The 25,513-nt window shown below is 64.6% G+C and carries 25 protein-coding genes; 5 read left to right on the plus strand and 20 right to left on the minus strand.

The genetic code is table 11. The features are described from left to right. Window positions 1–181: 181 nt before the first annotated feature. From csiR to FZZ93_RS16890, 4 genes are all read left to right on the plus strand, one after another. Window positions 182–868: a DNA-binding transcriptional regulator CsiR gene (csiR, locus tag FZZ93_RS16875; RefSeq protein ID WP_149323466.1), complete on the plus strand. Its 687-nt coding sequence runs from the start codon at window positions 182–184 to the stop codon at window positions 866–868. A 117-nt stretch (window positions 869–985) separates the two neighbouring features. Continuing rightward, on the plus strand, window positions 986–1,282 hold the full coding sequence (locus tag FZZ93_RS16880) for a type II toxin-antitoxin system HigB family toxin (protein WP_149323467.1): 297 nt from the start codon (window positions 986–988) through the stop codon (window positions 1,280–1,282). Further along, on the plus strand, window positions 1,279–1,644 hold the full coding sequence (locus FZZ93_RS16885) for a helix-turn-helix domain-containing protein (RefSeq protein WP_407650226.1): 366 nt from the start codon (window positions 1,279–1,281) through the stop codon (window positions 1,642–1,644). The genes FZZ93_RS16880 and FZZ93_RS16885 overlap by 4 nt, the downstream gene beginning before the upstream one ends. 101 nt (window positions 1,645–1,745) lie before the next feature. Further along, the gene (locus FZZ93_RS16890; RefSeq protein ID WP_149323468.1) at window positions 1,746–1,961 is read left to right on the plus strand and encodes a ribbon-helix-helix protein, CopG family; all 216 of its coding nucleotides are present in this window, start codon (window positions 1,746–1,748) and stop codon (window positions 1,959–1,961) included. 9 nt (window positions 1,962–1,970) lie between these two features. Here the strand turns inward: FZZ93_RS16890 and FZZ93_RS16895 are convergent, their stop codons facing one another. The 18 genes from FZZ93_RS16895 to osmF form a co-directional block, all read right to left on the minus strand. Then, on the minus strand, window positions 1,971–2,909 hold the full coding sequence (locus FZZ93_RS16895) for a 5-oxoprolinase subunit C family protein (RefSeq protein WP_149323469.1): 939 nt from the start codon (window positions 2,907–2,909) through the stop codon (window positions 1,971–1,973). Further along, window positions 2,906–3,622: a 5-oxoprolinase subunit B family protein gene (locus tag FZZ93_RS16900; RefSeq protein ID WP_223111803.1), complete on the minus strand. Its 717-nt coding sequence runs from the start codon at window positions 3,620–3,622 to the stop codon at window positions 2,906–2,908. Before FZZ93_RS16900 ends, FZZ93_RS16895 begins: the two co-directional genes overlap by 4 nt. Further along, window positions 3,619–4,422, minus strand: a complete 804-nt coding sequence (locus FZZ93_RS16905) for a 5-oxoprolinase subunit PxpA (protein ID WP_149323470.1) — start codon at window positions 4,420–4,422, stop codon at window positions 3,619–3,621. Before FZZ93_RS16905 ends, FZZ93_RS16900 begins: the two co-directional genes overlap by 4 nt. A gap of 10 nt (window positions 4,423–4,432) precedes the next feature. Continuing rightward, entirely contained in the window at window positions 4,433–5,335 is a 903-nt protein-coding gene (locus FZZ93_RS16910; protein WP_149323471.1) for a DUF7281 domain-containing protein, read from the minus strand. Continuing rightward, the gene (locus FZZ93_RS16915; RefSeq protein WP_149323472.1) at window positions 5,332–6,573 is read right to left on the minus strand and encodes a hypothetical protein; all 1,242 of its coding nucleotides are present in this window, start codon (window positions 6,571–6,573) and stop codon (window positions 5,332–5,334) included. Before FZZ93_RS16915 ends, FZZ93_RS16910 begins: the two co-directional genes overlap by 4 nt. Next, window positions 6,570–7,196 carry a condensin complex protein MksE gene (locus FZZ93_RS16920; protein ID WP_149323473.1) on the minus strand — a complete coding sequence of 209 codons (627 nt, stop codon included), beginning with the start codon at window positions 7,194–7,196 and terminating at the stop codon, window positions 6,570–6,572. Before FZZ93_RS16920 ends, FZZ93_RS16915 begins: the two co-directional genes overlap by 4 nt. After that, complete coding sequence (locus FZZ93_RS16925; protein ID WP_149323474.1) at window positions 7,193–10,879, minus strand: ATP-binding protein; 3,687 nt, start codon at window positions 10,877–10,879, stop codon at window positions 7,193–7,195. Before FZZ93_RS16925 ends, FZZ93_RS16920 begins: the two co-directional genes overlap by 4 nt. Window positions 10,880–11,036: 157 nt before the next feature. Continuing rightward, window positions 11,037–12,446 carry an NAD(P)/FAD-dependent oxidoreductase gene (locus tag FZZ93_RS16930; protein ID WP_149323475.1) on the minus strand — a complete coding sequence of 470 codons (1,410 nt, stop codon included), beginning with the start codon at window positions 12,444–12,446 and terminating at the stop codon, window positions 11,037–11,039. Window positions 12,447–12,456: 10 nt separating this feature from the next. Beyond that, window positions 12,457–14,313 carry a protein kinase domain-containing protein gene (locus tag FZZ93_RS16935; RefSeq protein WP_149323476.1) on the minus strand — a complete coding sequence of 619 codons (1,857 nt, stop codon included), beginning with the start codon at window positions 14,311–14,313 and terminating at the stop codon, window positions 12,457–12,459. Between the two features lie 22 nt (window positions 14,314–14,335). Further along, a complete protein-coding gene (locus FZZ93_RS16940) occupies window positions 14,336–14,641 on the minus strand; it encodes a HigA family addiction module antitoxin (RefSeq protein WP_013332129.1) in 306 nt (101 codons plus the stop codon). A 5-nt stretch (window positions 14,642–14,646) separates the two neighbouring features. Beyond that, complete coding sequence (locus FZZ93_RS16945; RefSeq protein ID WP_149323477.1) at window positions 14,647–14,937, minus strand: type II toxin-antitoxin system RelE/ParE family toxin; 291 nt, start codon at window positions 14,935–14,937, stop codon at window positions 14,647–14,649. A gap of 101 nt (window positions 14,938–15,038) precedes the next feature. After that, window positions 15,039–16,661 carry a dihydrolipoyllysine-residue acetyltransferase gene (locus FZZ93_RS16950; RefSeq protein WP_149323478.1) on the minus strand — a complete coding sequence of 541 codons (1,623 nt, stop codon included), beginning with the start codon at window positions 16,659–16,661 and terminating at the stop codon, window positions 15,039–15,041. Window positions 16,662–16,677: 16 nt separating this feature from the next. Next, complete coding sequence (locus FZZ93_RS16955; protein ID WP_149323479.1) at window positions 16,678–17,655, minus strand: alpha-ketoacid dehydrogenase subunit beta; 978 nt, start codon at window positions 17,653–17,655, stop codon at window positions 16,678–16,680. A 1-nt stretch (window position 17,656) separates the two neighbouring features. Then, window positions 17,657–18,880, minus strand: coding sequence for a thiamine pyrophosphate-dependent dehydrogenase E1 component subunit alpha (locus FZZ93_RS16960; protein ID WP_187774564.1), 1,224 nt, complete (start codon window positions 18,878–18,880; stop codon window positions 17,657–17,659). A 212-nt stretch (window positions 18,881–19,092) separates the two neighbouring features. Continuing rightward, window positions 19,093–19,836, minus strand: a complete 744-nt coding sequence (locus FZZ93_RS16965) for an ABC transporter permease (protein WP_149323481.1) — start codon at window positions 19,834–19,836, stop codon at window positions 19,093–19,095. Window positions 19,837–19,847: 11 nt separating this feature from the next. After that, window positions 19,848–20,804 (minus strand): ABC transporter ATP-binding protein, encoded by a 957-nt coding sequence (locus FZZ93_RS16970; protein ID WP_149323482.1) that lies wholly within the window; start codon window positions 20,802–20,804, stop codon window positions 19,848–19,850. Next, the gene (locus FZZ93_RS16975) at window positions 20,801–21,967 is read right to left on the minus strand and encodes an ABC transporter permease (protein WP_149323483.1); all 1,167 of its coding nucleotides are present in this window, start codon (window positions 21,965–21,967) and stop codon (window positions 20,801–20,803) included. Before FZZ93_RS16975 ends, FZZ93_RS16970 begins: the two co-directional genes overlap by 4 nt. Window positions 21,968–21,975: 8 nt before the next feature. After that, entirely contained in the window at window positions 21,976–22,905 is a 930-nt protein-coding gene (osmF, locus tag FZZ93_RS16980) for a glycine betaine ABC transporter substrate-binding protein OsmF (RefSeq protein ID WP_149323484.1), read from the minus strand. 94 nt (window positions 22,906–22,999) lie between these two features. On the opposite strand from osmF, the gene FZZ93_RS16985 reads away from it, so the two are divergent. Continuing rightward, a complete protein-coding gene (locus FZZ93_RS16985; protein WP_149323485.1) occupies window positions 23,000–23,956 on the plus strand; it encodes a DUF1853 family protein in 957 nt (318 codons plus the stop codon). A 39-nt stretch (window positions 23,957–23,995) separates the two neighbouring features. Here the strand turns inward: FZZ93_RS16985 and FZZ93_RS16990 are convergent, their stop codons facing one another. Both FZZ93_RS16990 and FZZ93_RS16995 read right to left on the minus strand, forming a co-directional pair. Beyond that, window positions 23,996–24,775, minus strand: coding sequence for an ABC transporter permease (locus FZZ93_RS16990; RefSeq protein ID WP_149323486.1), 780 nt, complete (start codon window positions 24,773–24,775; stop codon window positions 23,996–23,998). Continuing rightward, window positions 24,768–25,490, minus strand: coding sequence for an ABC transporter permease (locus FZZ93_RS16995; protein WP_149323487.1), 723 nt, complete (start codon window positions 25,488–25,490; stop codon window positions 24,768–24,770). The genes FZZ93_RS16990 and FZZ93_RS16995 overlap by 8 nt, the downstream gene beginning before the upstream one ends. Between the last annotated feature and the right edge of the window lie 23 nt (window positions 25,491–25,513).

Genomic DNA, 25,513 nt, shown 5'->3' on the forward strand with positions numbered 1-25,513 from the left:
CTCTTCCCTCTTCCCTCTTCCCTCTTCCCTCTTCCCTCTTCCCTCTTCCCTCTTCCCTCTTCCCTCTTCCCTCTTCCTTCTTCTCTCTTCTAGCCGCCAAGCGGCGCTCTCCTCCTCCCCACCTTCCCGCCTGAGCTTGTTCGCGTATCATGGCTGTCTATCTTCATGAAACGGCAGGACGATGGACAGCACTCCGAAACAGAACCTCGGTATCGGCGCCTATCGCGGCCTCAAGCACGACATCATTCGCGGTATCTTCCAGCCTGGGGAGAAGCTGCTGATGAGTCGGCTCAAGGAGCGTTACGAACTGGGTGTCGGCCCCTTGCGCGAGGCGTTGTCGCAACTGGTCGCCGAGCGTCTGGTGGTGGCCATCAGCCAACGTGGTTATCGGGTCGCCTCCATGTCGCGGGAGGAACTCGCCGATCTTTACGATGCCCGGGCGCAGCTAGAGGGGCTGGTGCTCGAGCTCGCCATCCAGCGCGGTGACGATACCTGGGAAGCCGACATTCTCGCCAAGGCGCACACCCTGGCCAAGGTCATGGAGGTGAACAGCCCCGACGAAATGCTCGATGTCTGGGATACCCGGCACAAGGCGTTCCATACGGCCATCGCCGCCGGCTGCAACTCACCGCACCTGTTGCAGGTCCGCGAGAGCCTCTTCAATCAGGTCGAACGCTATCGTCACCTGTGGCTATGCGAGACGGTCTTCTCCGACGAGGCCCTCGAGCGCAAGCGCCAGGAGCATACCGCCCTGGTTGAGGTCATCCTGGCACGCGATACCGACACGGTCTGCCGGATGATGCGCGAACACCTGATGACCCCGGTACCGATCATCCTGGAAGTGATGGAGCGCCGCGGGCTGGCTTGAAAAAACCCGATTTATTGCTGTGCTCGACGCCCCAGATAGAGGCGGGAAGTACGCTTCCCTCCAACGCTTGACTCCCAAAACGGGAGTATCTATAGTTCTCCCGAAATGGGAGAACTCATGAGAGTCATCGCAAAACGGACGCTGCGGGAATTCTGGGAGAAGGGCTACGGCGATGCCGAAAGGCCTCTCACGGAGTGGCACAACATGATGCTGAAGGCCTCATTGGCGACTCCGCAAGAACTAAAGGCAGACATTCGCACTGCCAGCATCCTCAAGAGCGGCCGAGTCGTCTTCAACATCGGCGGCAACAAGTACCGGGTTATTGTCGCGATACGGTATACCCAACAAATCGCTTGGGTACGTTTCGTGGGCACTCATGCTCAGTATGACCAGGTTGATGCGGAGACCATATGATGAACATCCAGCCTATCCACACCGATGCTGATCTTGAGCGAGCTTTTGCCCGTATGGAAGAACTCTGGGCCGCGGAAGATAGCACTGCCGCAGCCGATGAGCTGGAAGTGTTGTCCATCCTGATCGAGAAGTACGAGGATGAGCGCTACCCTATCGGGCCATCAGATCCCATCGAAGCCATCAAGTTTCGTATGGAGCAACAGGGCCTTACGCCCCGCGACCTGGAACCCTACATTGGCCCGAGTGGCCGTGTTTCCGAGGTGCTCAACCGCAAGCGCAAGCTCAGCTTGCGTATGATCAGGCGGCTCCACGATGGGCTCAACATTCCTTACGAGAGTCTTATGAGCGAGGCAGCCGCCTAACAATCCTGACGTCATCATGCCCTGCATGTACTCCAGTGGCCGTCAACGTCTTGTCACAAAGTCGGCGCATACTGGGCATCATTGCGCCAGGAGACTGCACCATGCCGCACTTTCTGCGTTTTTCCCAAGGACTCGAAACCCGCCTGGAACGCCTCGCCGAGCGTACCGGACTCTCCAAGGCCGAATTGATCGAGCGCCTGGTGAGCGACGGCGTCGATGCGCTCGAGACTGAGCTGATGTTCGAGGACGCTCCTCGCCATCAGCGCGCGGAGCTGTCCATTGATCAGTTGTTGCGTGAAAGCGGGCTGGGAATATAAAAGGGAGTACTACCGAAAGCTGGCAAGAAACCGCCGGTACTCGTCATGAGCGCGTGCCCGTGAGGTCGCGACCAGTGACACTTCCTGCCCCGGCAGGCATTGCGCCAGCCGCCCGCAGGCGAGCGGCGTCAGCGCGCCCAGGCGCGGATAACCGCCGATGGTCTGCCGGTCGTTGAGCAGCGCGATGGGCTGGCCGTCCGGCGGTACCTGCACCGCGCCGAGCCCGATACCTTCAGAGATCATGCCGCCGAGCCGGCAACGCAGTTGCGGCCCGCGCAGGCGAACACCCATGCGATCGGCTCGATCATCGACCCGCCAAATCGTATTGAAGGCCTGGTAAAGACTGCGTCCTTCGAATTCAGCGATCTGGGCACCCGGCAACAGCGCCAGTCTCGGCATCGCCGCGTAGTCGGGGCGGACATCTTCAGGAGCCTGCTGCCCCGTCTGCGGCGTTGCTCCAGAGCGTCTGCCGCTCAGCGTATCGCCCTCTTCCAGCTTGCGCCCCAGGCCATCCAGGCCACCGAGCCCTTCACGCGGCACGCAGGCGGTACTGCCAAGGACCGGCTCGGCGGCGAATCCTCTGACCACGGCCAGATAGGCGCGCAGCCCGTTCACCGGCTGGGCGAACACCACCCGCTGCCCAGGCCGGACACGCTGGCTCTTCCAGAGCGGCAAGGTCTCGCCATCCAGCGTCGCTCCAAGGTCGGCACCACACACCGCGATGCAAGCCTCTCCCGTGCATTCCAGCTCGAGCCCGCCCAGCGTCACCTCGAGCGCCGTGGTGCCCCAGGCATTGCCGACCAGACGGTTGGCCCAGGCCCAGGCATGGGGATCGGCGGGACCGCCCTGGGTGACGCCCAAGCGCCGCACGCCGAAACGCCCGGCATCCTGCAGCAGCGCCAGGGGGCCAGCACGACGAACCTCGAACAGACTCTGCACATCACTCATTGGCTCGCCTCCACGCCCTGGGTATCACCGCCCAGCCGCTCGAACTCGGCACGCGAGACGGGCACGAAACGCACTCGATCGCCCACGGCGAGCAAGCTGAAGCCCTCGCGATGGCGATCGAACAAGACTGCCGAGGTCCGGCCGATCAGGTTCCAGCCGCCCGGCGACACCAGCGGGTAGGCCGAGGTCTGGCGCTCGGCGATGGCCACGCTGCCCTTGGGCACCCGGCGGCGCGGCGTCTCCAGCCGCGGGCCGGCAATGTGCTCATCGACACGCCCCATGAAGGCGAACCCCGGCGCGAAGCCCAGTGCGAAAACGCGGTACTCGATCTGGCTGTGTCGCTTGATGACGTCTTCGACCGTCATCTCGCCGCGCTCGGCCAAACGCTCGAGCTCCGGCCCCACCGAGGGGTCGTACCAGGTCGGCAACTCACGAGGCCCGACATCCTCGCGCTGTTCATCAGGTTGCAGGTCGGCCAACAGCGCCGTGAGCCGACGCCGGGCATCATCGGGCGCCATCGCCAGCGGGTCGAACACCACCAATAACGTGGTGTAGGACGGCACCAGATCCACCAGCGCATCACCGAAGCTCGCCTCACAGCGCCGCACCAGGGCAGTCAGCCAGGGCATGTTGGCCTCGTCGATGGTGTCGAACAGCCGGACCATCCAGCCATCCAGGCCGGCGGACTCGATCCTCGGCAGCATGCTCGTCATGGCTGTCCGCCTTCTTTCGCCCCACCCTCTTTTTTCGCCCCACGCTCCCTCGCCCGGCCTTCGGCCACCAGAGCCTCGCGAATAGCGGCGATGGCGGCAATGGACTCGGCATTGTCGCCATGCACGCAAAGGGTATCGGCCTCGAGCACCAGGTCGCTGCCATCGGCGGCGACAAGCGGTTCGCCACGGGCGATTCGCCGGGCCTGGTCGACGATGATGTCACGCTCGTGATGCACCGCGCCTGGTTCACGTCGCGAGACCAGGCGCCCCTGGGCGTCGTAGGCGCGATCCGCGAAGGCCTCGCGCCAGAGCGTGATGCCATGCTCGCCGGCCAGCGCCAGCTCGGCACCGTTGTCGCGGGTGGCCATCACCATCAAGGGCAGACGGGCATCGAAGGCCGTCACGGCGCGCATCACGGCGGCCAGGATGGCATGGTCGCGCATCATGTCGTTGTAGAGGGCGCCATGGGGCTTCACGTAGCCCAGCCGCTGCCCCTCGGCATGGCACATGCCAGCCAGCGCGCCGATCTGGTAGAGCACGAGGTTCTCGACCTCGGCGGGCGAGCAGGCCATGGAACGTCGCCCGAAGCCCGTCAGGTCGGGATAGGCGGGATGCGCGCCCACCGTCACGCCGTGACGCCCGGCCAGGCGCACCGTCTCGCGCATCACATCCGGATCGGAGGCATGGAAGCCACAGGCCACATTGGCCAGGTCCACATGCGCCATGACCTCGGCATCCATGCCCATGGTCCAGGCGCCAAAGCTCTCGCCCATATCGGCGTTCAGCAGCAGGCTGTGCATGTTGCCCTCCTCATGTCGTTGGCTCGATACGGGCTGGAATCTCCACGCTGACCAAGGCATCACCGAACCACTGTTGCTTGAGCCCACGCTGCTCATCGAGCAGGATCGCCAGATAATCCTTCAGTGAGTGCCCCGCTGGAAGCTGGTCACGGTAGCGGCGTAGTCTGGGCTGGAACAACACCTGCTTCTCAGGCACATGATTCACGGTCGCTCGCTCCCGTAACCAACTCAACGGCGGCAACAGCATCTGCGACGCGCCACTGCCGAGAATAATCCCGACACCCTTGGGATCGAAATCCCCGATGGCTAGAAACGCCTTGCCGGTGGCCCGCCACGCCTCGGCCAGCTTACTGAAACCACGGCTATAGTGCTCGTCACCACGATAAGTCACCAATGGCCGTTGATACGCGGCCATCTCCGGAATCTGCGATGTGAAGTCATAGAAGCTGTCGAGGTTCTCGATCATCAGCAGGACATCGAAGGCCGACAGGTCCAGGTCCCGCCAGTCGACATCGAGAATCTCGCGATCGCCTGACACGATTCCCGGACGGGAGCCCGCCGTAGCGGTGTTCAACAGCACACGACGGGTACGCGGACGCTCACCACGCCCCTTGTCTTCTAGGTCGCTCAGCGCGGCCTGCTCGGCGGTTGTCTTGCCCTTGGTGCTGGTGCCCAGCGGTGGATGTCCGAGGCTGTCGAGCCGATCCTGAACCCTGGCAATCAGGATGCGATCAAAGCGCACGACTTGGCCTCGGCGGTAGGCATCAAGATCAATCTCATGCTCACTGCACCATGTCCTGAACTCTTGCATCGTCTTGAGCTGGAGCTTCTTCTCGACACAAGATTGACGATGCAAGGTGTCGTGAATTTCGCTGAGCCAGCGATGGGTCTTGGGTGATAACGCTTCATTCATGCCGTGGCCAGTTGCAGGGTGACGTCGTGAATCAGCCGCAGATCGTTGAAACGGCTGGCGCGGCTCTCCTCTTGATGCAGCCGGAAGGCCCGTTGTTCGCTGCGCGGCAGGCCCTGGTATTCGGCGATCACCTGGAAGAGCCAGATTTCCTTGCCCCATTCCATGCCACTTTCTTCCAGATACGCCAGGGCACTGATGCCTGCCGAGTCGGGGTGATCGATCACTGTCAGATAGAAGCTTTCCACGTCCTGCTTGAGCGCCTGCTGGCGAGCCGCCACCAGGCTCTGCTCCACCACCCCCGCGGGACGTGCGGCGGCGACTTCCTGCGGTTTGTGCACCGGCGTCGGCAACTGGTGCACAAGCTCGGTCAGCACCCGGGCGTCCGGCTCGTGGTCCAGGGCCGGCGCGGCGGCGGCGGCCAGGGGTGTGGCCCGGTTGACCAGCTCCGGCACCTCGCTGCGACGCGCGTAGTTGCCCGGCACGAAATTGGGGTGCTCGCGCAGGAAGGCGGCCATGCCACTCACCAGCCGACTGCGCGATTGCTGTTGGCGGAAACGCGCCATCAGTTCGGTGAGACGGCTCTGCACTTCGCGCAGGCTGGTGTAGTGCTGGCTGAGCTGACGCTGCAACTGGCTGATCAGCAGCTTGCGCAGCGCGCCATCGCTGCCGACCAGTTCGATCAGTTCATCGAAGTCGATCAGCGCCAGGCCATCCAGCAGGCGGACGATCTGCTTCTGCGCCCGGTCGTTCTCGCGGATCTTGTCGTTCAAGCGGCTGACGAAGCCGAAGTCGCTGTTGAGACGTTGCCAGAGGCTGTCGATGGCGTCGGCGAAGCGGCCGTTGAGATCGTCCACCGCCTGACGCAGGCGCAGCAGTTGTTGCTCCTGCCGCCAGTGTTCGCCCTGGCTCATGGCTTCGCGGTAGCTCTGCACCAGGGTACGCAGCAGCTCCAGGGTTTCGCCGACGTCGGCGTTGACCTGGCGACGGGTTTCGTCGGCCAGCATCTCGGCGATCAGTTCGCGCACCCTTGGTGCGAGTTTCACGCCGCCCTGCTCGTCAGGGCGCCAGACGATGCGGGCCGCCAGCAAGCGACGCAACGCCGTGTCGCTCAAGGCCTCCAACGGTATCTCGTCACGACTGTAGCCCTGCATCAGGGCCTCGGCGTGCTTGCCGAGCAGCGCCAGCCGCTCGACGCCCGTGCCGAGCAAGCGGCTTTCCAGTTGATGCTCGTCACTCACAGCAGGGTCTCCTGGGCCGTCGGCGTCTCGTCGTCGACGGGAAGGTTTTCCTCGTCGCGGATGAAACGCACCAGGTCGACGAGGTAGTCGATCTTGCCGGTGACCAGATAGACCTGCCGGTCGGCGTGGGGCTGGAGCAGGTAGCCGTGTTCCTTGAGCCGTTTGAAGACCTGCTTCATCTGGGCGTCGAGCTGCTCGCTCTGGGAGCCGAAGAAGCTGTCGCCGGCCAGACGCTCGAGATGCTCGCGCAGGCTCTGGTTGTCCTCGCAGCGAGCGCTGAGCTCGGCCGGCTTGAGCACATCACCGGGCGCCACCACGGCATCATGGCCGAGCGCTTCCTGCATCAACTGTAGCCATTCCAGCATCGGCATCAGGCTGTGCAGGGTCTCGCCCAGTTGTCGGGAGAGTTGCTCGCGAGCCTCGTCGTTGAGCTGCCGCCAGGCCAGGAAGTAGACGCTGCCTTCATCATTGGTGGCCAGCCGGCGATTGAGCGGACGCAGGTAGGTGTCGATCTGCTCGCGCACTTCCTCATCTGCGAGGCGACGAAAGGCTCGGTCGTCGCTGACCGCGCAGATGAACTCGCCGGCCAGCAGGCGTTCCAGCAGTGGTCCGTGTTCGATCATGCCGGGGCCTCCTCGGTCGTGCGTTCTTGCAGGCGCTCGGCCAGGCGGCTCAGGCGCGGCTCGATGCGCTTCAGCCGACGCCGGTTCGGCTGCTCGGCGTCGCGGTCGATCAGGTAGCGGTTATGGAACAGCAGCAAGACGTCGGATTCCGGGTTGGGAAAAGCGCCGACGATGTGGATGCGATTGCTGTCGCAAGCCTCGAACAGGGTCTCGACGTTGTGATAGGCAAGCGTGCCGATCTCGTCGATGGGCCAGTGGATGGCGATCTCGGATGGCCCGCGCAGCAAGCGCGTGAAGGCAAGCAGGAACTTGCACAGGATCAGATACGCCATGCCATGGCTCGATGACTCGAGCAGTTGGCGGTCGTTCTTGATCACCAGGTCGGTACCACCCTCGTTCAGGTGCAGTTCGAGACGCAGCAGGCTCTCGAAACTGTACTGCTGGTCGTGGCGCAGCAGGTCCACCACGTCGGCCAGGGCGTCCAGGTAGTCGTCGCTGGGCAGTTCCTGTGACGAGTTTTCCCACTCGTGATAGCGCTGGGCGAACAGCTTGAGGGGTTCCCAGAAGCCCAGTTCGTCGATGGTCGACTGGATGCGCACCTCGGCCTTGCCGATGCCGTCGAGGCGCAGATCGTCGGCGACCTCCTCGGAGAGCCGACGACTCTGGGCGCTGATGCGACGATTGAGGTCGCGAAAGACGGTGAAGAACTTGTCGAGATCCGCACCGAGGTTGCGGCCCTGCTGGATCAATTGCTGCTGCTGATCCTCGAGCAGTTGGAGCATGCCACGCAGCAGCGGCAGTTGGTGGCGCGGGTTGACGCCCTGCTCCGAGCCGTCGTTGGCGAGCTTGGCTCGTTCGGCGTCCAGGGTCTCGACGAAGCCCTGGCTGGCGCCCTTGATCAAATCCCCTTCAACCTGCTCGCAGCCCTTGCGCAGTGACTCCAGTTCACGAGCGCGGCTGCTCAGCGCCTGGCGAGTGCGCTCGATGCGCTCGTGCACGTCGCCGGGCGCCTCGTTGAGCGGCTGGCTGGCGGCATTCAGGCCCAGCCCCTCGACCTGACTCAGCAAGGGCTTGAGGGCCTCGATGACCTCTCGTTCGCCGTCGCGCCGGGCCTTCAACGTCTTGACCGCGTCCTGGTGCGCGACCTTGGCGGCCTGGAAATCGCTGCGGCACTGTTCACGCTCGTGCTGGGCAGCCTGCTTGTCGCGCGTCAGCGTCGCTTCCCGGTCGACCAGTTGCGGCTTGCGCTCGCCCCATTCGACGCGCATGAACCGGCTGTAAGCATCGAGCTCTTCGCGCCGGCTCTCGGTGCTGCGAATACGCTGTTCCAGATCGGCAATGCGCTGGCGAGTGGAGCGCAACGTTTGCGGGTCGACGCCTTGCTCCTGCAGTTCCTGATCGAAGGCGGCTTCCAGCTCCTTGCGCTGGCGCCGGTGTTCGGCCTTGAGGTCCTCGAGCTGCTGCTTGTGCTGGTCGATACGGGCATCGAAGCTCGCCAGTTGGCTCTGTCCGTCGGCCTTCAACTCCAGCAGTTGCGCCTGGTGGGTATCGTCGAGCGTGCTCAGCGCTGCGCGCTTCTCGTCACGCAAGGCCTTGTCGGCGGCTTGCTGACTTTCCAGCGCCTCTTCGGCAGCACGCCGACGCTCTTTTTGCTGCCGCGCATGTCGCTCCTGGCATTGATGGCGAGCGTCCAGGGCATATTCGACCTCATCGTCGGCCCGCTTGAGGGCAATGCGCGCTTGCCCGAGTGTTTCCTCGGCACCCTGAACCCGCTCGTGGCAAGCCTTCAATTGCTTCTCGGCGGCCTGGAGGTCGGCTTCGGCACGCGCCTGCTCGACCTCGGCGGCTTCGATGGCGGCACTGAGACTGGCCTCGTCACGAGCGTGATCAGGCAGCTCGATGGCAGCAAGATCAAGCGCCACGCCGAACAAGTCGTCGTGGTCGGTATCCGCTAGCTGGGGCGAGAGATCGCGACGCTCGAGCAGCTCGGGGGCAATGACCTTACCCAGCTGCTGCTCCCAGCCGGGACGGTGGTAGCGCATGAAGTGACGCAGGCTGCCCTCGGCCGGATCGCGCTGGCGCTGGAGCTCCTGACAGCGCTGCTCGGTACGGGTGAGCTGTTGCCGAGCCTGTTCGCGCGCCTGTTCAGCGGTGTCGCGCTCGCGACGCAGAGTCTCGTGCTCGCGGCGCAGGCCTTCGAGCCGACCGGCGGCGGCGTTGCGCTCGCTCTGCGCCTGATCGACCCGGGCCTGGGCCAGCTCGGCCTCCTGGGCCTCTTCGGCCGATTGACCGGTGGAGGCCAATTGGGCCTTGAGATCGGCCAGGCGCTCGATGCCTTGCTCGAGCCGTTCCTGATAGGAGGCATCCAGCTCGGCGCGCTGCATGTGGTACTGGGCATCTAGCTCGCGCTCGGATGCCCACTGCTGTTCCTGGCGCGCTGCCTTCTCGTCACCCAGCTCATCGATGAGCCCTTGGATTTCATCGCTCCGACGCGACAGGTTGTCGGCGAGTTCGCGCAGCCGCCCGTCCAGGCGCGACTGGTTCTGCTGGGCGGCGTCCTGCATCAAGGCCAGATGCTGCTGCAACTCCTGCACCTGCCCGCGCCATTGGGGCAGTTCGGCCAGGTCACGCTCCAGGGCCGGCATGTCGGCCTCGGCGTACTGTTCATATTGCTGCTGGAGGTCATTCAAGCTGCGCTGAGTACGATCCAGCTCGCTGGCAAGCTCGCTGATGCGGTCGTTGAGAGTGTCGCGGGCCTGTTCGTAGTCGCTCTCGCGGGCCTGGAAGGCTTCCTGCTGGGTGTTGAGCTCGGCTTCGGTGTCGGCCAGAACACGCTCGGCACGATGACGGTCGGCGTCTAGCTGAGGCTTGAGCTGCCACAGCGTCGATTCAAGATCGGCGATATCACGATCCACCTCCTCGAGGCGGGTCAGTGACCGCTGAAGCGGCTCGAGGCGCATTGACTGGCGCATCTGGGCGATCCATTCGCGGGCCTTGGTATTGCGAATGCGGGTCACCGGCAGTTCGACGCCATCTTCTTCGAAGATCGCCGCCAGCATGGTCTTGAGGGTATCCATCTTGCCCTCCTTGGCATGCACCGCCGAGATCAACTTCTCCATATGGCGAATGCGCCGTTCGGGCTTGACCAGGCTGAACTGGGCGGCGATCTGGCGAAGCTTCAAGGCCTCGCGACGGTTGCCCTGCTGCTGGGTGAAGTCGTTCTGGATCACCGAACGATATTCGGAGGTCGCACCGAGCTTGGACGAGACGCTGATGCCGGCACGCCGCAACCCGCTTACCCAATCGGAATAATCCAGTGCCACGACGCCGTCGTCGCTTTCCACCAGATAGTCCTCGGGCCGGTACGGCGCACCGACGAAGCGATATTCCAGCCCGCCTTCCTTCTTGCGCGTGAGCACGGCCTGGCAGACATTGCCGGCTTCACGGCGGTATTCGTAGATCAGATAGCTGTTGCGATGCGGCAGATAGAAGGCATCGAACTTCATCCGCGTCTTCGGCACGACCTTGTTGGGCAGCTCGCCGTAGAACACCGGTACCAGGCGCTGCAGGGTCGTCTTGCCCGAGGCGTTGGTGCCGCAGATATTGGTGTGGCCATCGACATCCAGTTCGACCACGCCTTCCAGGTGACCGTGGATCATCACGATACGTAACAGGTGGGCCATGCCGCGTCCTTGATTCTTGCTGATAACCGAGCGTCCCGGCGCGCTATTCCATCGACGCCGGGAGCGTACTTTGACCCACTATCTTGCCAGACTGCAGGCGCGACCACATGCCCGATAGTGCATGGTTCCACGACCTGCGACCCGCGAACCTCATCCCTTACTCGATGACCGAGGCGAAGTAGTCGTTCATCCGTTGCAGTGCCGGCTTGACCAACGGCACCGGCTTGCCACGCCGCATCAGCGCTTCTTCCCCGGCATAGCTGAACGTGATCGCTTGCGCGGCGAGCCAGCGCAACGGCTCGACCTCCCAGCGCTTGATCAGTTGCCGGTGGGAAGCGTCGACAAAGGCCCAGGGCATGCGCACCAGTTCGGTATCGCGCTCGAGGATCATGTCCGCCAGGGTACGGCCGAACAGATGCGAGGTGGCCACGCCTTCGCCGGCATAGCCTCCGGCGGTGGCAAGGCCGTGGCGGCGGTCGAGAATCGCATGCGGGCGGAAATTGCGCGACAACCCCAGCGAACCACCCCAGCCATGGGTGATCCGCACACCTTCCAGCGCCGGCAGGAGATCCACCAGCAGGTCGCGCCGCATCCGCATGGCGGCCTCGCCGATCGCCTGGTCGGCCTTGGACTTGGCGCCAAGGCGATAATTGCCACGCGCGCCGAACACGATGCGCCCATCGGCCGTGCGGTGGCCGTAATTGATCAGCCGGCTGGCGTCGGCGAAGGCAGGACGCTCGGCCATGCCGATCTCCTGCCACACCGATTCCGAAAGCGGCTCGGTAGCCACCACCAGGCTCTGTACCGGCAGCACGTGGCGTTTGAAGTCGTGGAAGCTGTCGGCGTAGCCCTCGGTCGCGCAGACGATCGTCGATGCCTCGACACTGCCCTCACCAGTACTCACCTTGTGGCGTTCCAGCGTCTCGGCGCGGCTGTGCTCGTGGATCGTCACGCCCAGGCGCTCGACGCATTCGGCCAGGCCGGTGACCAGCCGGGCCGGGTTCACGGTGGCAACCTGGCGATGGTAGATGCCGCCATAGCCGTCGCGGAAGCGCGCCTTCTCCGCCAGTTGACCAGCATCCAGCCAGTAGCAATCCGTCTCGCGGTGACCGAGATCGTGCAAGTGCTGCAAATAGTCGCGCTGGATGGCGACCTGGTCGCGATAGCGGGCCGCTGCGTAGATCGCGCCGCCCTTGTGGAAGCCTGCATCGATTGCCTCGCGCGCCAAGACTCCGCCTAGCTCGTCGACGTTGTCGGCGACCACGCCACAACAGTCGCGCCGCTCGGCCAGCGACAGGCTACCGATATGCCGCGCCAGCCCGGCCATATTACCCACTACCCAACCGCCATTGCGGCCCGAGGCGCCATGGCCGACACGCTGGGCTTCCAGCACGACGATGTTCAGGGTGGGAGACAGTCGCTTCAGGTAATAGGCGCTCCAGAGCCCGGTGAAGCCGGCGCCGACAATGGCGACATCGGCCTGCAAGTGCTCGGCCAGGCGCGGACGCGCTGGCGGCCGCTCACCCAGAGTGGAAGTCCAGAAATTGCAAAGCGCGTCGTTGTGCATGGCGGCGGGTTCATGAGTGTCTTGTGACGTGGGCGGCCGGCATCGCTGCCAGGGCGGCACGCGGATCGCGGGGATAAAAACGCTCGGGCTGTCGCGCCACATGGGGAAAGAAGCGCGTGTCCTTGTAGGGCATCTTCATGAAGCCCGAGACCCCGAGTCCTTCGATCAGCCCGACCGCATCGAGGATGTCGTCGAGCCGCCGGCGGAACTCCGCCTCCCGGGACGGATCGAGCAAGCGGTAGTGGCTATGGATCTTGAGGTGTTCGGCCAGCGCCTCGAAGATGATCATACCGGTGTGATGAATCTCGTTCAGCGCCTCGAGCGAGGTGATGATCGCCTCCGGCAGCACCAGGAATTCGTCCGGGTCCGGCCCGTCCTCGAAGTAGCTGTGCAGCCGGGAGCGGTCCTCCAACTCGGGCACGGCACTGACCTCGTACTCGAGCCGCATGTTCGGCGTGATCACGAAGGGCCGATCCGGCCCCTCTCGCTCCAGGTGAAGGGTGTCGCGGGCATTGAACAGACAGCTCTTGAAGATACCTTGGCGGTGAATGGCCCGGGCCAGGCTGACCATGTTGTTGACGGCGGCGACGAAGGCCGGCTTGAGCGATGGGTCGTGCAGGTTGAGCGAAGTGTCGATGTAGACACCCTCGGCCTCCCAGCGGACCGCCAGCCCGCCCACCACCGGATAGTTGCCCAGCCGACTCACCGCCGCCAGGAAGGCTTTTTCGGTCTCCCCCATGCCCTGCATGAAGTTCTTGTAATAACGATCGAGCTGGACGTCGTTGACCTCGCTGAGCGTCTCACGGCCGCCCTCCTCACGCAGGAATGACTTGCGCGAACTGTAGACCACGGTGTCGATCTCGCGACCGGACGTGCGGCTCCATACCGGAACCAAGGGCGTCTCGGCAGGCTCCGGCAGGTCGACCATGACGAGCCTCGCCAGGCGAGGCATCTCGCGAATGAAATAGTCCCCCGCGCGTTGGCGCACCTCAGGCTCCGGGTCCAGCATGCCGTCGAGCATGCGCGCGAATTCCCGGGGCAGGCCGAGCGAGGTGGCGGGGATGGCACGGTGACCGAACCGACACGACTGGGCCGAGGCCAGTGCGTAGAGCGTGCCGGCCGCGCCCTGCTCGTCGAAGCGCGGCGACGACAGGGCGCCGTTCAACTGCTCGTCGCCGATGAAATAGACATCGCCCAGCCGGGCATTGGTCTGTTGCAGGTTGTCCGACATCAGCTCCATGACGTTGGCGGCGACGAACTGCTGATTGGCGTCGAGCTGGGCGAACACCGAGGAGCCCCAGTCGATCAGGGCGATCGTTTCGGCCTGCTCGTCGAAGACCAGGTTGGACGGCTTGATGTCGCCGTGCACCACCGGGCGCCCCGCCGGCCCGGACTCGCGGCGCAGCGCCCGCAGGATGCCGGCGAGCTGATCGGCAATGCGCACGATCAGCCGGGGCGGCAAGCGCCCTTCGCGCAGCGAAAACTCTTCTAGGTTGATGCCCGGTGCGCGCTGCATCACCAGGATCGACTGGTTGCGCACCCGCTGGAAGACGATCAACTGGGGAATGCGCGGATGGGCGACCTGCTCCAGCATGAAGGCCTCTTCCTCGAGGCGATCCTGGATACGCTGGGGCAGATTGACCCGGGTGAACTTGAAGACGTATTCCTCGCCGAGCGCGGTGACGCCGGCGAATACGAAGCCATAAGCGCCCTTGCCGATCAGTTCGATATCCCGGTAGCCGAGCTGCTCGAGCTGCGCCTGGCACAGTGCCACCCACTCGCGCAGCTTGCGCGCGTCGTGGTGGCTGAGCAGATAGACCGACTGGTCCTCCGGAATATAGAACTGCTGCAGGGGCGCCTGGGTCATCGGCGTTTCAAGGCAGGCCCTTTCAGGCCACCTCCAATGGTTTTGCCTTTTCGATGCGTTCGCGCCGCTTCGCATCATGGGTCGCTTCCCAGAGATCCGACTTCTGCTGCAGGTTCAACCAGAATTGTGCAGAGTTGCCGAAGACACGACCCAGCATCAGCGCAGTATCGGCGGTCACGGCCCGCTTGTTACGACATAGCTCATTCACCAGACGAGGCGACACTCCCATCCGTTCGGCCAGCTTGGTCTGACTCAAACCCAAAGGCTCAAGAAACTCCTGAGTCAGCACCTCCCCGACCGTTGTCGGCTTGCGGTTGGTCAGGATCATGACGTTCACCTGTAAGTATGGGGATCTAGATAGAGGTCGTGGGCCTTCTCACCATTCCATTCGAAAATCAGGCGATACTGCCGATTCACGCGAATGGCGCATTTGCCCGCCAGTTTTCCTTCCAGGTATTCGAGACGATTGCCTGGCGGGACCCGCAAATCGCCGATATCCGTGGCCGCATCGATGATATCCAGCTTTCGCATGAGCGCCGTTTCGATGGTTCCGGGAATTTTCTTATGCCCCGTACCATCGACAAAAAACGTTTCAAGCCATGAGTCACGAAAGCTGCCGATCATGCCCACCTCTTTTTTACACTATACCACCATACGGTATAGAGCACATCAACGACAGCGACCGCTCCATGGACAAAGCTTCCCCAGCCATAGAGGCATCCCTGCTAGCGCAGCTCGAGCAACATCGTTTCCGGCTCCTCCAGAAAGCCCTTCCAGACATTGCAGAACCGCGCGATGGTGCCACCATCGATCAGCCGGTGATCGCCAGCCCAGGTGGCGGTCATGATGGCCCGCGACACCACCTCGCCCTGATCGTCGAAGCGCGGCAGCCACTGGGTCTTGCCGATGGCGACGATGGCCACCTCTGGGGCATTGATGATCGGCGCGGCATAGGTGCCGCCCAGGGCACCGATGTTGGAGATGCTGATGGTGCCATCGCGCAGGTCCGCCTGAGACACACGGCCGTCTCTGGCATCGGCGGTCAGTCGCTGGACCTCGCCGGCGATCTCCAGCAACGAAAGCTGCCCGACGTTCTTGACGTTGGGCACCATCAGGCCCGCCTTGCCATCCACCGCCATGCCGATATTGCAATGTGGCAGGTAGTGAATCTCCTCGGCCTCGGCCTCGGCGTCGAGCCGACTGTTGAGAATCGGGAAGGCCTCGACCGCCAACGCCAGGGCCTTCATGAAGAAGGGCATCAGCGTCAGGCGCATCTCGCTGGCCTCGGCACGCGGCTTGAGCCGCTCGCGCAGGGCCAATAGCTCGGTGACGTCGATCTCCTCGCCATACTGGAAGTGCGGAATGGCCGAGGCGGATTCCACCATCCGTTTGGCCATGGCGGCACGCACGCCGCGTAACGGCTCGATCCGCGCCTCGGCCGTCTGGGTTCCAACGGTACTCAGCGACGCACCGGCAGAAGTGGCCGCCGTCTCGCCGCCGACAGCGCCTCCCGCCTCCAGGTAGGCCAGCACGTCGCCCTTGAGCACTCGGCCATCCTTGCCGGAACCGGGCACCTGCTCCAGGCGCAGGTCGTTCTCGCGCAGCAGGCGACGCACGGCAGGACTGGCCGGTATCCGACCATAGGCGCCCTGCCCCTGACCGTGACCGCCCTCGCTTCGACGCTCGCTCGGGGACGGCGCTTCGGCGCGGGGCGACTCGGCGGAATGCTTCGCCTGGGACGAACGGCTCTCCTGTTCGGGTTCCCGCGAGGACTCCGTGTCATCGACATCGGGAATGTAGGCGAACAGCGGTGCGTGCACCCGAGCCGTTTCGCCCTTGGCCACATGCAGGCGACTCACCCGCCCCGATGCCGGCGCGGTGATCTCGACCATGGCCTTGTCGGTCATCACGTCGACCACCGGCTGGTCCTCGGCGATGGTATCGCCTTCCTTTATGCGCCACTCGACGATTTCGCATTCGACGATGCCCTCGCCGATATCCGGCAGAATGAACTCCCGGGCCGGCCCTTCGGATGGCGGCTCGCTGGCGGGTTCCTCGCGGCTCACTGGGGCTTCTGCCACGCCATGGTCGCTTTCCTCGCTGTCGGCCTCACCCTCGGGCTGGTAGGCGAACAAGGGTTCATGCACCCGGGCGGTCTCGCCCTTGGCCACATGCAGCCGGGTCACCCGACCTGATGCCGGCGCGGTGATCTCGACCAGCGCCTTGTCGGTCATCACCTCGACCACCGGCTGGTCCTCGGCAATCTCATCGCCTTCCTGGACACGCCACTCGACGACTTCACACTCCACGATACCTTCGCCGATATCGGGCAGCTTGAACTCGGTCATGATATTTCTCCCGTCCTTAATAGTTCACGCTGGCGCGTATGGCTTCGTGGATCTTGAGATGATCGGGCAGATATTCCTTCTCCAGTGTCAGCGGGAAGGGAGTATCCAGGCCGGTCACGCGCATGACGGGCGATTCCAGGTACAGGAAGCAACGCTCCTGGATGGCGGCGGCGATCTCGCCGGCGAAGCCACCTGTGAGCGGCGCCTCGTGGGTCACCACCAGGCGACCGGTCTTGAGCACCGAGTCGGCCACGGTGTCCTCGTCCCAGGGCAGGATAGTACGCAGGTCGATCACCTCGCAGGAGATGCCGTCCTTCTCGGCAAGCTCCACGGCGCGCTCGATGACTTCCATCTGGGCGCCCCAGCCCACCAGGGTGACATCGCTGCCCTCCTTGGTGACCTCCGCCTCGCCGAGTGGCAATTGGTAGTCCTCCTCGGGCACCTCGCCGGTCGAAGCGCGGTAGAGTCGCTTGGGTTCGAAGAACAGCACGGGGTCCGGATCGCGGATCGACGCCAGCAGCAGGCCCTTGGCCTCGTAAGGGTTGCGCGGGATGACGACTTTCAGCCCCGGCGTATGCGCGAAGTAGGCCTCCGGCGACTGGGAGTGATAATGGCCACCCGAGATGCCGCCACCATAGGGCGCGCGAAGGGTCAGGCCGCCAACGTTGAACAGATCGCCCGAGCGATAGCGGAACTTGGCGGTCTCGTTGACGATCTGGTCGAAGGCCGGAAAGATGTAGTCGGCGAACTGGATCTCCGCCACCGGCACCGAGCCCTGGGAGGCCAGGCCATTGGCGAAGCCGACGATGCCCTGCTCAACGATCGGAGTATTGAAGCAGCGGGCGTGCCCGTATTTCTCCTGGAGATGGCTGGTGGCGCGAAAGACGCCGCCGAAGCTGCCCACGTCCTCGCCGAAGCACAGCACGCGCTCGTCCTCGGCCATGGCGGTATCCAGGGCATTGTTGATGGCCTGCAGCATGTTCATGTTCGGCATTTCAGGCCCCTCCCTGATCGGTCGATGCATCGGCGCGACCCTTCACATCCAGGTCCAGCGAACTCGCCCCCTTGGGGTAGGCATCGGGATAACGACGGATGTGCGCCTCCAGGGCATCAAGCTGGCGTTGCAATGCCGGGGTGACATCGGCGTAGACATCGGTCACCAGGGTTCCCAGGGCGGGCGGCGGACGCTTCTCGGCACGCTTCATGGTCTCCAGCACCTCGCGACGCAGCTCCTCCTGGAGCGCTTGTTCCTCGTCATCGCTCCACCAGTCGCACTCGGCCAGCCAGCGCTTCATGCGCAGGATCGGATCCTTCTCGCGCCAGGCCTCTTCTTCCTTCCTGGAGCGATAGCCGGACGGGTCGTCAGACGACGAATGCGCCGCCAGGCGATAGGTCATGGCCTCGATCAGCACCGGCTTGTTGTGTTCCACCGCGATGCGACGCGCCTCCTCGGTAGCCCGGTAGACCGCCAGGATGTCGTTGCCGTCGATGCGGATCACGTGCATGCGATAGCCCAGTGCCCGAGGCGCCACGCCGTCGGCAGCGAACTGCTCGATGCTCGGCGTGGAAATCGCATAACCGTTGTTGCGGCAGAAGAAGATCACCGGGGCTTCGTGTACCGCCGCCATGTTCAGGGCCGCGTGGAAATCACCCTCGGAGGCGGCACCCTCGCCGAAGAACACCAGGGTGCACAGGCCTTCTCCGGCCAGCTTCTGGCCATAGGCGTAACCGGTGGCCTGGGGAATCTGGGTGCCAAGTGGCGACGAGATGGTCATGTAATGTAGCTTGCGGGACCCATAGTGGACCGGCATCTGACGACCCTTGCCATAGTCGAGCTCATTGCCGAACAGCTGGTTCATGAACTCGTCGAAGCTGAAGCCCCGATAGACCAATGCCCCCTGCTCGCGGTACTGGGCCATGATCATGTCGGCGTCGTCGAGCGCCGCGGTGGCGCCGACCACGGCCGCTTCCTCGCCGGTACACTGCATGTAGAAGCTGAGTCGCCCCTGGCGCTGCGCCGCCATCATGCGTTCGTCCATCACTCGGGTGGCGAGCATTGCCTGGTAGATGCGGCGCGCCTTGTCCCGCTCGAGCTCCGGTGCTTCGGCACCCTCGACGAGCCGACCGTCCTGGGACAGGACACGATAGGTGGGGATGCTGTACTCGTCCCCGGCCAGGAAGGCCAGTGAGGACGTCTCTCGCGTTGTTGTCATCGTCATGATCCTTACCCCTTTTGAGGGCAGTGTTGTCTCTCCGGAAGCACTGATTTATTGCTGCGCTCGTTATGCCGGTGCGGCATAAATCAGTGCCTCCCTACTTCTACAGCACCAGGGGATTGCCCCGGGCCGATCAACGCAACGAATTGACGTTAACGTAAACTGCGACACAAGAATAGTCCCTCATAGCGACAGCATAGCGCATGCGTGTCGGTTCAGGATGAGGCGACCGGCTGCAAGCGGGCAAACAGGCTGTCGACGCACAGTGCCAGCAGGCCGATCAGCAGCGCCCCCTGCAGGACATAGGCGGTGTTGCCATTGACGATGCCGGAGATGATCGGGTCACCCAGGTTGCTCGCCCCTACCGTGGCACCGATGGCGGCCGTGGCGATGTTGATGGTCACCGAGGTACGAATGCCGGCCAGGATCACCGGCGCCGCCAGTGGCAGCTCCACTTGGCGAAGCCGCTGGCCGCCGGTCATGCCCATGCCGCGAGCCGCCTCGGCCACGCCGGGATCGATGCCCTCGAGCCCGGCCAGGGTATTGCGCACGATGGGCAACAGCCCGTAGAGCAACAGCGCCACGATGATCGGCAGCGTACCAAAGCCCAACACCGGCACGGCGAGCGCCAGCACGGCAACCGGCGGGAAGGTCTGGCCGATGGAAGCCAACTGGCCGACCAACGGCAGGAAATCGCGCCCGCCGGGGCGTGTCACGGCGACCGCCGCGCCCACCCCCAGCAGGATCGCCAGCAAGGCGGCCACTCCCACCACCAGCAGATGGCGCCCCAGCAGGACGAGGAAATCGGCCCGCTCATAGATCACTGCCTGGCTGTCGGGCTCGACGAGACGAAACAGCCCCTCGAGCTCCTCCATGCCCAGGCAGGCAAACAGCAACAGCACCAACCACACCAGCGGGGCGAGCCAGCCAAGCCGGTGCGAGAGCCGTGCACTATTCATGATCCCGACACTCATGGTCCTGGGCTCTCATGGCCACGAGCCCCGACCAGCCGACGCAGGGAGAGCTCGCCGATGGGGATATCATCGTCATCGACCACGGCAAGGCGCTCGACATGGCGCCACAGCATGATCGACAGCGCCTCGCGCAGGGTGGCGTGCTGAGCGACGCGCTCCTTGGCCACCAGGCGCGGGCCGAGTGGCGTCATCCGCTCGCTGACGGGCAACAGCGCAGCTTCCTTGAGGCCGCGGTCCTCGCCGCCGAGCAGGGATTCGACGAATTCGTCGGCGGGCTCGCGCAGCAGTTCGATCGGATGGCCCTGCTGGACGATGCGCCCCTGATGCATGACCACCAGTCGGTCCGCCAGCCGCAGCGCCTCGTCCATGTCATGGGTGACGAAGACGATCGTCTTGTGCAATCGGGCCTGCAGGCGGGCCAGCTCATCCTGCAGCGACTCGCGGGTAATCGGATCCAGAGCACCGAAGGGCTCGTCCATCAGCAGGATCTCGGGATCGGCGGCCAGCGCCCGCGCGACACCAACGCGCTGGGCCTGCCCGCCGGAAAGCTGGCTCGGATACTTGCCGGCAAATTCCCCCATGGAAAGATCGAGCAATGCCATCAGCTCCTCGACCCGCTCGCGCACCCGACTCGCCGGCCATTTCAATAGCCGCGGCACCAGGCCGATGTTGCGCTCGACGGTCCAGTGCGGAAACAAGCCGGTACTCTGGATGGCATAGCCGATGCGTCGGCGCAGCACTTCCTCACGAAACTCCCGTACCGGCTGTCCGTCCAGGTGAATTTCGCCGTCGCTGTGCTCGATGAGCCGATTGATCATGCGCAGGGTCGTGGACTTGCCACAGCCGGAGGTGCCGACCAGCACGCATAGCTCACCCTTGCCCACGCTCAGTGAGACATCGTCCACCGCCACGACATCGCCGAAGCGCTTGGTCACGTGGATCAGTTCGATCATGTCGCCCCTCCCGGGCGCAGCAGGTCGGTCAGAGCACCCAGCAGCGCATCCGCCACCAGCGCCATGACGAGAATCGGCAAGGCGCCGAGCAGCACCAGATCCATGGCGGCCTGCCCCAGCCCCTGGAAGATGAAAGTACCCAGGCCACCGGCACCGATCAGGGCCGCCACCGCCGTCAGGCCGATGGCCTGCACGGTGGTGATGCGAATGCCCTCCAGGATGACCGGCAACGCCAGCGGCAGGCGAACCTGGCGGAACACCTGGCCACGACTCATGCCCATGCCCCGCGCGGCGTCGATGACATCGGGGTCGACTCCATCCAGCGCCACATAGGTATTGCGCACCATGGGCAGCAGGCTGTAGCCGACCAGCGCCAGCAGCGCCGGCGCCCAGCCGATGCCGCTGACCCCGAGCGCAGCGAGCCACTCGAAGCGACCAGACAGCCAGGCCAGTGGAGCCAGCAGCAGACCGAACAGGGCCAGACTGGGAATCGTCTGCAGGAAATTGAGAATCGCAAAGCCCATCCGCTGCGCCCGTGGCCAGTGCCGCATCGCCATGGCTAGGCCGATGCCCAGCATCAGGCTGAGGGAGACGGCCACGCCGACCAGCATCAGGTGTTCCCCGATGGCCGACACAAAGGCCGCGCTGCGCCCTTGATACTCCTGTCGCAGCGCCAGGGGCTCGAGCCCTAGCGCGAGGCAGGCAGCGAGGCTCGCCAGGGGAACGAGCAGCAATGCCCAGCCCAGCACGCGGGACAATGCCAACCGGGTCCGCAGCTCGATGAGTGCCAGCAGCAACAGGAACAGCGCCACCCAAACACCTCCGCCAATTCCCATGCGCGCCTGAGGCATGTCCGGATCGACCGTGAGTGCAGCCGCGACGACCAGCCATACCGGCAATGCCGAGAGCATCAGCACCACCAGCCCCGTCGCCCAGCGCAGGCGGACCGGCGTCGGCCGCCAGGCCAACCCCAGGACGATGAGTATGGGAGCGATACTCGCCGCCACGCCGCCCCACCCGGCGACACCCAGCACATCGACACCCTGACCGGGCACGATGCGATTGGGCGACACGCTCACCGTATCGAGCCCCAGCCAAACGACCAGGGTGGCAAGCAGCAGACTGACGAGAGCGCTATTCGGGCGTATGGCTTCCCTGCGCACACCTGGCCTCAGTTATCCGAGTCGTCGTGGAGGCTGTCGAGAAAGTCGGACGCCACCTGAGCCGGATCGAGCCCCTTGACCGCCACGTCGCCATTGAGCCGCTGCAGGGTATCGCGATCCAGCGCCTCGAAGACCGGAGCCAGCAGGGTCTCGATCTCGGGGTGCGCTTCCAGCACGCTCTCGCGCACTACCGGCGCCGGCTGGTAGACCGGCTGCACGCCGAGGGTGTCGTCCATCACCACCAGGTCCAGGGCCTTGAGGCCACCGTCGGTGCCATAGGTCATGGCGGCATTGACGCCGCTGGTCTGCTGGGCAGCGGCCCGCATGGTCGCGGCGGTGTTGCCGCCGGAAAGCACCAGCAACTGGTCCTCGGAGAGATCAAAGCCATAGGCCTCCTGGAATGCCGGCAACGCCTGGAGCGACTCGACAAACTCGGCGCTGGCCGCCAGCTTGAAGTCGCCGCCTCCGTCGAGGTAATCCGCCAGGTCCTCGAGGCTGGCGAGATCATGCTCGCGGGCCACCTCGCCCCGCACACTGATCGCCCAGGTGTTGTTGGCCTCCGCCGGGGTCAGCCAGACCAGGCCGTTGCGTTCGCGGTCTTCGGCCTTGACCATCTGATAAGCGCGCTCGGCATCCTTCCATACAGGGCGATGGGTCATGTCAAAGAAGAAGGCGCCATTGCCGGTGTATTCCGGGTAGAGGTCGATCTCCCCCGCCGTGAGCGCCTCACGCACGATGCTGGTGGTGCCGAGTTGCAGGCGATTCTCTACCTCGATGCCGCCATTCTCCAGGCGCTGCAGGATCAGTTGTCCGAGCACCGAACCCTCGGTATCGATCTTGGAAGCCACCACCACCGGCGAATCATCGGCCTGGGCCACGGAGAAGGCCATCATGGTGCCGGCCGCGGCGGCGGCGAGACGCGTCAGTACAGGGTTCATCATTAGCACCTGTTTGCTGGGTATGTATCCTGAGAGTATAAGGCCCGACTCAACAAACTGTCAGAACGGCATCTCAACGCCGCAGCGAGGGCGCATGCCACCTCACGATACCGACTTTCTGGAACGCTGGCAGCACCCGCAGGTCAGGGATCTCGCCTGGCTGCTGCTGGCTCCGGACTTGCTGGCCCTGGCCTGGCCGGGACGCCCGACGCGGTGCGCCCTGGGCCTCGGCGGAATCGAGGCGCTACGCGGCTATCTCGATACCCAGGAAGCCCACCCCGGTGCCCTCGAGGCCAAGACGGGCGCGCCCGGCGCAACACGCCTTGGCCACTACCACGAACGCCTGTGGCAGCACCTGCTGGAGACCGCACCGAACACGCGACTATTGGCACACAATCTGCCGATCGTGCGCGAGCGCCTCACCCTGGGCGAACTCGACCTGCTCTATCGCAATAACGGCGAGCGCCCCCCCGTACATCTCGAGGTGGCCATCAAGTTCTATCTGGGGCTGCCGGAGGGGCCTGGCGATGCTCGCGACCAGGCCCGCTGGGTCGGCCCCGGCGGCCTCGACAGCCTGGCCATCAAGCGTACTCATCTCGAGCGCCATCAGTTGCCCATGGCGGATATCACCGAGGCACAGCGCGCCATGTCGCAACGGCTCGGCGAGGCCTTCGGCGGGCGGCTGCAACAGCGCCTGGCGATGCCCGGCGTGCTCTTCTACCCCTATCGGCACCGAATGCCGGCGCCCCGCCAGGCGCATCCCGCGCATCGCCGCGGACAATGGCTGGATTGGCAGGACTGGCCAGCCTTCGCTGCCACGCTGCCGCCGCACACTCGCGGAACCTATCTAGGCAAGCCCCACTGGCTGGCTCCGCCTCGCCAGGAAGCCCTGATGCCACTCACGGCGCTTTCGGCATGGCTCGAGGCGCATTTCAGTAGCGGCGGTGCACCGCGACAGCTCGCCCTGCACGACCCTACCCGCGGCTGGCGACGCGTCTTCGTGGTCGATGACGCCTGGCCGCGTCAGATCCCCTTGCCGCCAACGGGCTGAGCCGTCCAGTCGAAGTGATGAACGAGATGGGAGCGGGCATCAATCGCCGGCAGAGCGCCGCGACCATGTACGCTCCAGGGTACCGAAAGCCAGGGTGATCAGGCCGGCCAGGATCAGATAGATCAGGGCCATCAGCAGCAAGGGTTCATAGACCATATAGGTCTCCTGCCGAATGCGCCCGAACACGGCATAGGTATCCACGGCGGCAATGGTGGCGACCAGCGGCGTGGCCTTGAGCTGGATGATCAACTCGCCATTGAGGGTGGGCAGCACGCGCTGCACGGCCCGGGGCAACCAGATGCGTCGCAGAATGGTCAGCGGGTGCATGCCAAGCGAGCGGGCCGCCTCCAGCTCGCCTTTCGGCACACCGGCGAAGCCACCGCGCATCACCTCGCCCTCGTAACCGGCAAACGACAGCGTCAGAGCCACGAAGGCATAGGGCCAGGCTTCGATGAGGTAGGGCCACAGCCAACTTCCGCGCACGCCCGGCAGGTAGGGAAATAGCGAGCCGAGCCCGTAGTACAGCAGCCAGATCTGCAGCAGCAGCGGCGTGCCGCGAATCAGGGTACAAAAGCCCCGGGCCAGCCAGGCCAGCGGTCGAGGCCCTGTCACCTGCACCAGCCCAAGCGGAATCGCCAGCAGGAACCCCGCCACGCTGGTGGTCACCAGCAGCACCAGGGTCAGCCAGAGTCCGCCCAGGATGGCGTCGCGGTAGTCGAGCAACCAGTCCCAGCGCATCTGCAAGGCCATCATCGTGACGACCAGCACGGCAGCGGCAATCAACCCGAGGCGATGCGGCGACAGGCGACGTTCAGCCATGTGACATCCCCCTGGTGGCCCGGCGCTCCAGCATCTTGAACACGCGATTCGAGATCAGCGACACCAGCAGGTAGAGCACGCCGGCCGCGCACAGGAACAACAGGTGGTGCTTGGTCGCGCCGGCCGCCTGACGTGCGGCCAGGGTCAATTCGGTGAAACCGACCACCGCCAGCAGCGCCGTGTCCTTGGTGGCGATCAGCCACAGGTTGGAGAGCCCTGGCAGCGCGCCGGGCAGCATGGCCGGCAAGGTGATGCGCCGGAACGTCTTGGCGGTTGACATGCCCAGCGAATAGGCCGCCTCGATCTGGCCATAGGGAATGGCACGAATCGCGCCACGCATCACCTCGGTGGCATAGGCTCCCTGGACCAGGGCGATCACCGCGATGCCGGCGGCGAAAGGGCTGACTTCCACCTCTCCCAGCCCGACCACGGCCAGCATCTGGTTGAGCGCCTCGGGCATGGCAAAATAGAGCAGCAGGATCAGCACCAGTTCCGGCACCGCACGGATGATCGTGGTATAGCACGCCAGCAGGTCACGGATGACGGGGCCACCGGAGAGTTTGCCGGCGGCCCCGGCCATGCCGATCAACAGTCCCAGCAGATAACCGCCCCCGGCCACCTGCAGCGACAACCAGAGCCCATCGAGCAGAGCGCCGCCCCAACCGGGCGGTGCCAGCGCGAGCAACTCCCCCATGCTCATGTCGCGATAATTCATGGTTCAGGACGACTCCCTGCCAG

This window comes from Halomonas eurihalina, from assembly GCF_008274785.1.
GTDB lineage: Bacteria > Pseudomonadota > Gammaproteobacteria > Pseudomonadales > Halomonadaceae > Halomonas > Halomonas eurihalina.

What these genes read in the sequence shown, in the direction of transcription:
- FZZ93_RS16995 (WP_149323487.1), bottom strand. Translation starts at nt 25,490, where the DNA reads ATGAATTATCGCGACATGAGCATGGGGGAGTTGCTCGCGCTGGCACCG.
- FZZ93_RS16890 (WP_149323468.1), top strand. Translation starts at nt 1,746, where the DNA reads ATGCCGCACTTTCTGCGTTTTTCCCAAGGACTCGAAACCCGCCTGGAA.
- FZZ93_RS16905 (WP_149323470.1), bottom strand. Translation starts at nt 4,422, where the DNA reads ATGCACAGCCTGCTGCTGAACGCCGATATGGGCGAGAGCTTTGGCGCC.
- csiR (WP_149323466.1), top strand. Translation starts at nt 182, where the DNA reads ATGGACAGCACTCCGAAACAGAACCTCGGTATCGGCGCCTATCGCGGC.
- FZZ93_RS16935 (WP_149323476.1), bottom strand. Translation starts at nt 14,313, where the DNA reads ATGACCCAGGCGCCCCTGCAGCAGTTCTATATTCCGGAGGACCAGTCG.
- FZZ93_RS16950 (WP_149323478.1), bottom strand. Translation starts at nt 16,661, where the DNA reads ATGACCGAGTTCAAGCTGCCCGATATCGGCGAAGGTATCGTGGAGTGT.
- FZZ93_RS16955 (WP_149323479.1), bottom strand. Translation starts at nt 17,655, where the DNA reads ATGCCGAACATGAACATGCTGCAGGCCATCAACAATGCCCTGGATACC.
- FZZ93_RS16960 (WP_187774564.1), bottom strand. Translation starts at nt 18,880, where the DNA reads ATGACGATGACAACAACGCGAGAGACGTCCTCACTGGCCTTCCTGGCC.
- FZZ93_RS16880 (WP_149323467.1), top strand. Translation starts at nt 986, where the DNA reads ATGAGAGTCATCGCAAAACGGACGCTGCGGGAATTCTGGGAGAAGGGC.
- osmF (WP_149323484.1), bottom strand. Translation starts at nt 22,905, where the DNA reads ATGAACCCTGTACTGACGCGTCTCGCCGCCGCCGCGGCCGGCACCATG.
- FZZ93_RS16910 (WP_149323471.1), bottom strand. Translation starts at nt 5,335, where the DNA reads ATGAATGAAGCGTTATCACCCAAGACCCATCGCTGGCTCAGCGAAATT.
- FZZ93_RS16985 (WP_149323485.1), top strand. Translation starts at nt 23,000, where the DNA reads ATGCCACCTCACGATACCGACTTTCTGGAACGCTGGCAGCACCCGCAG.
- FZZ93_RS16885 (WP_407650226.1), top strand. Translation starts at nt 1,279, where the DNA reads ATGATGAACATCCAGCCTATCCACACCGATGCTGATCTTGAGCGAGCT.
- FZZ93_RS16925 (WP_149323474.1), bottom strand. Translation starts at nt 10,879, where the DNA reads ATGGCCCACCTGTTACGTATCGTGATGATCCACGGTCACCTGGAAGGC.
- FZZ93_RS16900 (WP_223111803.1), bottom strand. Translation starts at nt 3,622, where the DNA reads ATGACGAGCATGCTGCCGAGGATCGAGTCCGCCGGCCTGGATGGCTGG.
- FZZ93_RS16895 (WP_149323469.1), bottom strand. Translation starts at nt 2,909, where the DNA reads ATGAGTGATGTGCAGAGTCTGTTCGAGGTTCGTCGTGCTGGCCCCCTG.
- FZZ93_RS16930 (WP_149323475.1), bottom strand. Translation starts at nt 12,446, where the DNA reads ATGCACAACGACGCGCTTTGCAATTTCTGGACTTCCACTCTGGGTGAG.
- FZZ93_RS16945 (WP_149323477.1), bottom strand. Translation starts at nt 14,937, where the DNA reads ATGATCGGCAGCTTTCGTGACTCATGGCTTGAAACGTTTTTTGTCGAT.
- FZZ93_RS16970 (WP_149323482.1), bottom strand. Translation starts at nt 20,804, where the DNA reads ATGATCGAACTGATCCACGTGACCAAGCGCTTCGGCGATGTCGTGGCG.
- FZZ93_RS16920 (WP_149323473.1), bottom strand. Translation starts at nt 7,196, where the DNA reads ATGATCGAACACGGACCACTGCTGGAACGCCTGCTGGCCGGCGAGTTC.
- FZZ93_RS16940 (WP_013332129.1), bottom strand. Translation starts at nt 14,641, where the DNA reads ATGATCCTGACCAACCGCAAGCCGACAACGGTCGGGGAGGTGCTGACT.
- FZZ93_RS16965 (WP_149323481.1), bottom strand. Translation starts at nt 19,836, where the DNA reads ATGAATAGTGCACGGCTCTCGCACCGGCTTGGCTGGCTCGCCCCGCTG.
- FZZ93_RS16990 (WP_149323486.1), bottom strand. Translation starts at nt 24,775, where the DNA reads ATGGCTGAACGTCGCCTGTCGCCGCATCGCCTCGGGTTGATTGCCGCT.